The sequence below is a fragment of the Gottfriedia acidiceleris genome (assembly GCF_036421055.1).
GTDB classification, from domain to species: domain Bacteria; phylum Bacillota; class Bacilli; order Bacillales; family Bacillaceae_G; genus Gottfriedia; species Gottfriedia acidiceleris_C.
The window spans coordinates 83,410-89,625 of record NZ_JAZGQS010000015.1 but is presented as its reverse complement, the minus strand read 5'-3'; the positions used below and the strand labels follow the sequence as shown (position 1 = coordinate 89,625).

General features: G+C 30.5%; 5 protein-coding genes. 1 reads left to right on the top strand and 4 read right to left on the bottom strand.

Going from position 1 to position 6,216, the window contains the following annotated elements; genetic code table 11:
* Positions 1–199: 199 nt before the first annotated feature.
* The 4 genes from RAH41_RS19335 to RAH41_RS19320 form a co-directional block, all read right to left on the bottom strand.
* Positions 200–3,283: an MMPL family transporter gene (locus RAH41_RS19335; protein ID WP_331224840.1), complete on the bottom strand. Its 3,084-nt coding sequence runs from the start codon at positions 3,281–3,283 to the stop codon at positions 200–202.
* A gap of 21 nt (positions 3,284–3,304) precedes the next feature.
* Complete coding sequence (locus RAH41_RS19330) at positions 3,305–3,817, bottom strand: helix-turn-helix domain-containing protein (RefSeq protein ID WP_331224839.1); 513 nt, start codon at positions 3,815–3,817, stop codon at positions 3,305–3,307.
* 218 nt (positions 3,818–4,035) lie between these two features.
* The gene (locus tag RAH41_RS19325) at positions 4,036–4,947 is read right to left on the bottom strand and encodes a DMT family transporter (protein ID WP_331224838.1); all 912 of its coding nucleotides are present in this window, start codon (positions 4,945–4,947) and stop codon (positions 4,036–4,038) included.
* A 14-nt stretch (positions 4,948–4,961) separates the two neighbouring features.
* A complete protein-coding gene (locus tag RAH41_RS19320) occupies positions 4,962–5,516 on the bottom strand; it encodes a GNAT family protein (protein ID WP_331224836.1) in 555 nt (184 codons plus the stop codon).
* 273 nt (positions 5,517–5,789) lie between these two features.
* Here RAH41_RS19320 and spxA point away from each other — a divergent pair, with 273 nt between their 5' ends.
* A complete protein-coding gene (spxA, locus tag RAH41_RS19315) occupies positions 5,790–6,185 on the top strand; it encodes a transcriptional regulator SpxA (RefSeq protein WP_331224835.1) in 396 nt (131 codons plus the stop codon).
* Positions 6,186–6,216 lie beyond the last annotated feature (31 nt).

The window sequence follows — 6,216 nt, the reverse complement described above, 5'->3', positions numbered from 1 at the left end:
TTAGCATCCACTTTTTTTGCGCAATGAACCCCTGTTTCCATGCTAGCTCACAATTTGATCGATTTTATCGGTTTATCTTAAAAAATTTAAACTCATCATTTTCCTTATCATCTAAATCTTTAAATCCTTAATTAAAAAATCCGAACCTACTATTATATGAATAGTAAGTCGGCATTTTTCAACTAAATCTATTTTTCTATTAAATTATATGTTTTTCTGTATCAACATTTGATTCTTTGTTTTTTGAAAATAAATTAGCCAATGCTTCTGGTAATGCAATCATTGCTGGTAAGAAGATTGGTAATAAGATAAAGCAAAGGACTACTAGGCCAGTTATTACGGCTATTGCTAATTCAAACAATAAAAGGATTCCAGATGGCATAAGTGTTGCAAATGTTCCTCCAAGGATGATCACGGCTGAAATTATTACGCCACCGGTATGCTTAGATGCTAAAACGATTGCCTCTTTCGGTGACAAATGAGTATATTCCTTAAATCTCATCATTAGAAAAATACTATAATCAACTCCTAAAGCTACTATAATGATGAAAGAGAAGAACGGAACAAAAGAAGATATTCCTTCATATCCTATCAAATCTATGAAAATATAGTTGATCATAAACATAGAACAATAGTATGCTCCTAAAAGTGATGCAGTGATAAATACTGGTGTCCAGAATGATTTTATCACTAGGAATAATACAAGTAATACCCCTATTATAACAATCGTGGTTGTTTTATTTAGGTCACTACTCAAAATATTATTCATATCATTTGTTGTTGCACTCGGACCTGTAACACCTGACTTTGCATTTGAAAGTTCTGTGCCTTTTAGTCCATTCTTAACAGCTGAATTTATTTTATTGATCGTATTTAAAGATTCTTTTGAATATGGATCATTTTCCAAAACAATTGTTAGCTTTGTAATTTTTTTATCTTTTGACATAAACATGTCAATTGATTTTTTAAAGTTCTCATCAGCCAATGCTTCTTTTGGAATAAAGAACGTTTTATTTGAGTTATACTGTGTTAAGAAATCATTTGTTTTTCCTAATCCGTCAGAAATTTTCTTTAATCCACCGTTAACATCAGAAAGCTTTTCACCAAATGTACTAAATCCATTGATGCCAGATACTAGCTGTTGTTGTCCTGTTTTCATTTGACCAAGTCCATCTGATACTTTATTCATATTTGTGACAATTTTTCCGATACCATATGATGCATCGCTTAAGCCACTTTCAAGTTTTTTCAAACCATCAGCCATTTGAGTTAAGCCATTACTCATACTAGATAGATTACTGTTTGCAGTAGCAAAACCTGTAGTTACAGCATTATAATTATCATTTAAAGCTTTGATTCCTTCTGGAGTAATTTGATTTAATGAAGCAACTGTTTGATCAATTGTTTGCTTTAGTGATTGATAATTTACATCACCTTTTGAATTCGAATAACTACTACCTAGTGCTGTCATCATTGATTGCATTTGAGAAATTACGCCTTTTAGACTAAGCAGTGCTTGTGCTGATTGTTGGTAATGAGTTCCTAACTCTTTATAACCTGATTGCATTTTCTCATAATTATTTGCTAATAATGATACACCACTGCTCATTTTTCTTAGATTCATTTCAATCGTTGCTATACCACTAGAAATCGTTTTAGATTTACTAAAACCATCGCCAATCCCTGCTTGAATTTGTTTTAATCCCCCACTTAATGCTGTCACACCATTTTGTAGTTCCGTTGTTCCATCTACCATTTGGTTAACATTTGAAAAATCAGCTGACCCTAGTTTATTTTCAGCTAAACTTAATCCGTCATGTATTTCGTTAACACCATCTTGTGTTTTGGAAATACCATCAGTCACTGTACCCATTTGGCTATCAACATAAAAACGATCAATTTGTTTGCTTCCAGGTTGTGTTACTGAAGATACTTGATTAACACCCTTTATCTTTTTAAGTCTTTCAGTGATATTATCAATTACTGCAAGTGATTGATTATTATCAAGCGCTTTGCTATTTTCAATAACAACTGTTGCAGGCATTGCCTGACCTTTACCAAAATGATCTGAAACGATATTAAATCCTTTGGATGAAGGATATTTATTTCCCAGTTCTCCAATCGTATCAAAGTTTAGTTTTTCTTGATGGAAATATACCATTGGAGATAAAATCAATAATATGACTACAATTGTTATAATTGGTTTCTTAACCGCAAAAGCTGACGAACTTCCAAAAAACTTGTTTTCTTTGTGTCCACCAATATTTTTAGATGGCCAGAAAAGCTTTTTCCCTAATACCTTCATAATAAATGGTGTTAACGTTAATATTTCTAGTAATAATATACTTACACCGATTACAACAACAACACCTGATTTATAAATTGGAGATTCGGCAAATACAAGTGCAAGGAACGCAATAAACACAGTTAATATACTATAGGCAATTGTTTTACCAGCGGTTTTATACGTGTTTACAATTGATTCATCTACTGAATGTCCAAGTGAAAGTTCCTCTTTGAAACGATTAAAAAGGAGTATGTTATAATCTGTTCCAATACCAAAAAGAATCAGTATTAGAAGCATTTGAGTAAGACTTGTTATTGGAAATCCAGCTTTATCGATTAATTGAGCAGCTATCCCCATTGAACATAAATAAGAGAATGCAACAGCAATTAATGATACAAATGGTGTAACAATCGATCTAAACGCAAGAACAAGTACAACTAAAATAAAAATTACTGTCAATGCAGCACTTTTTTCAACGCCAGATTGTGAAGCTTTTAAATAATCATTGTTGATAAAATCTTCACCACTTAAATAATATTTAACTGGTACTTTACTTAATTTATTATCTAATTGTTTTTTTATATCATCAATTTCTCTTCCATTTTTGTCTAACTTATAGCTCACCATAAGTGTGGTACCATCTTTTGATACTAATGAACTTTTTGCATCTGGAATACTAAAAGGATCTATGATTTCCGAAATTCTAAGTTCTTTACTGCTAGCATGTATTCCTTTAACAGCATCACCAATTTTTTTCATTTCGTTATTTGAAATTTTATTTTTATCATAAAAAACAATTAGATTATTCGTTCCTTTTGCAGTATCCATTTTTTTGAGGATATGATCTGCCATAACAGAAGGTGAATCACTATTTGCCCCTTCTTGCCCCTTATTCCTCAGAATTACATTGATGTCAGGCTGAAGAACTGTTAACAATACTGTTGCAATTAACCAAATTGAAAAAATAATCCAACGACCTTTTATGATTTTGTTCACATGGTCCCCTCCTTCAATATTTTATTTCTCTTTTTTTTCTTTTTCGTCATCAAGAAAGTACAATACATCAAAGAATTCATAATTATCCATTCCATCTGTCTCCATCTTTTTCTTAACCGCTGTAACTAATAATTTCATTCCTTTCTCTACAATCTCTTGTTCTTCAGAGTTTAGAAGACTTAATGCACTATTCAATGACTTATTTGCAATTTCAGTAATGCTACCGTGTATTTCATCTGCAATATTTTTAGGTAAAGAAATCTCCACTGAACGTTTATCTTTTGGATTTGGTGTTTTCAATAAAAGGCCTTTTGTAGTCAGACGCTCAACGATATCTGATACAGTACTTTGGGTCATTTTAAGATTTTTAGAAAGTTGTTTAATACTCATTGATTTATGAGCATACACTTCGCCAATAACTCTAGCTTGTGGAATTGTAACTCCATGTTCCTCCGAATGCTTTTGAAGGCTTTTCATTAAAAATCGTTGTAAAAAATCGATTGATTCACGTATAAATTCTGGTCGTTCTACCATTTAATCCCTCCAACAAAACTTCTAAATAAAAATGCATCTTATACGATGTATCGTATGAGATTTATATTATTTCTCTAAACTACATTTGTCAATTTAAATACATATAATAGTAGTCTCACTTTATAAAATTCATTCCATCTATTCTTATCATTCGTATATTCAAGTAAAGTAGCCAATAAAAAAAAGCAGTTGAGTATTTTCAACTGCTTTTAACTATTTCAAGCTTTTTTAGAGTTATATTGAAGTTTCGCTTTCTGCTTTGGTTCTTTTATCGATAAATAAACAGCTACAACAATTAGAATACTTCCTATAAAAAATGAAGGACTGATTTCTTCATTTAATAAAAAATACCCAAATATCGTACCAATTAACGGTTGTAAAAAGAAAAATAATGACCCTGTGGAAGTATCAATAAATTCAAATCCTTTGTTCCAAAGATAAAAGGCACCTGCTGTTGAGATTGTACCTAAAAATATGACACCCATCCAAACCCAACCATTTGTTGGTAAGTGAGTTAAGTGTTTACTTTGTTCAACTATCGTAAATGGTAATGTAAAAATTACGCCAAATGCCGTCGCCCAAGTTGTTACGGTTAATGATGAATATTTACTAGTCTGGACTTTACTTAAAACCGTATATAAGGCCCAAGTAATTGCTGCACCAACAAGTATGAGATTTCCAAAATATGCACCTAAATTTGATCCACCTTTTGGTAATCCTATTACAACAATTACTCCAATTGTTGCTAAAATTAATGAAACAATCTTACGGCTATTAATTTTTTCTTTTAAAATAAAAAATGCAAATAATGATATTAATGCAGGTGAAGCTGAAGTAATTAAAGAGCCCATTGCTGCACCTGAAAGCTTTGTACCAACAAATTGAAAACCAATTGAGCCAGTATACCCGACTAAAGCAATAACTGCGAGATTAATCAAATCTTTTTTATTAATTTTCCAGCTTTTTTGGAAAAGACTGATTAGCCCTAATGTTAATAAAGCTAAAAGAAATCTCATTTCTAGTAATAACCATGGAGAAATAAGATCTAAAACTACTTTACTGACAACATAAGTCATGCCCCAAATACTTGCAGCCAATGATAAATACAATGCTCCTTTAAAGAAATTCACTTAAATCCCATCTCCTACCTTTTATTCCAATCATTTTTCGTAAGTCCAAACATAAATTCAGTTACATATTGGCCTTTAAAAAAAGAATTTTCGATCATTTTCATTTCATGAAATCCTAATTTTTTTAGTAATTTAATTGAAGATACATTTTGTTCTACAGCGATTGCGTTTATTTTTTCTTTATTTAATACATTAAATAAGTAATCTATAATCCCTTTTAATGCTTCAAATGCATATCCCTTATTCTGATACATTGGCTCTAATGTAAAGCCGACTTCAGCTTGATTTTTTGGATTTGATAAAGTATGTACTCCAATATCTCCTATTAGTTGACCATCCATTTTATTTTCAATTGCCACTTGAACCCATGAATCAGGAATATTCATAATAGCTGACTTTTGCTTTTCAATAAATTTAGTTGCTTGTTCGTATGTATAATTTTCCCAGCCTTGATAAATCGCCACATCTGGATTTGAACGATATTTATAAAAGTTGCTTACATCTTCATCTATAAACCTTCTAAGTTTTAATCGACTAGTCTCTATTTCAAAAAAATCTAGTTTGCTCATATTCCACCTCTAAAAACTCATATTAAATTTTAATTGTACATTCTATTATACTTAGAAGTTTCAAAATAAACTAACTTTTTTTACACTTACTATTTTAATTAAGCAATGGTCTTAAACTCAAAAAATATAGTTGACACCTTTAACTGTAAAGAATAAAATTACAGTATACTCATTTAAATTGAGTAAGGAATCTAAACCTTAAATAATTCATTTTAATTTTTTTAACTCAACTGTAAATTTTTTTATTACATTTTAATGAGGAGTGTGTAAAGAATGGTGAATCTATATGTAACACCAAGTTGTACATCCTGTCGCAAAGCAAAAGCATGGCTAGAAGAACATGCTATTGATTATAATGTGAAAAATATTATGAATGAATCACTTACAATTGAAGAGATTAAATCTATTCTTCGCATGACAGAAACTGGTACTGAAGAGATTATTTCAAAAAAATCAAAAACGTTTCAGGAATTAAATATAAATATTGAATCGCTCCCACTTAATGAATTATATAAATTAATCATAAATAATCCTAAAATGCTGCGCATGCCAATAATTCTAGACGAAAAAAGATTACAGGTTGGTTATAATGAAGATGAAATTCGTAGTTTTCTTCCTCGTAAGCTACGAACATTCTCATACATTAATTCACAAAAAGTAGCTAATTAATAATTAATATTATACCTAACACATTTTATTA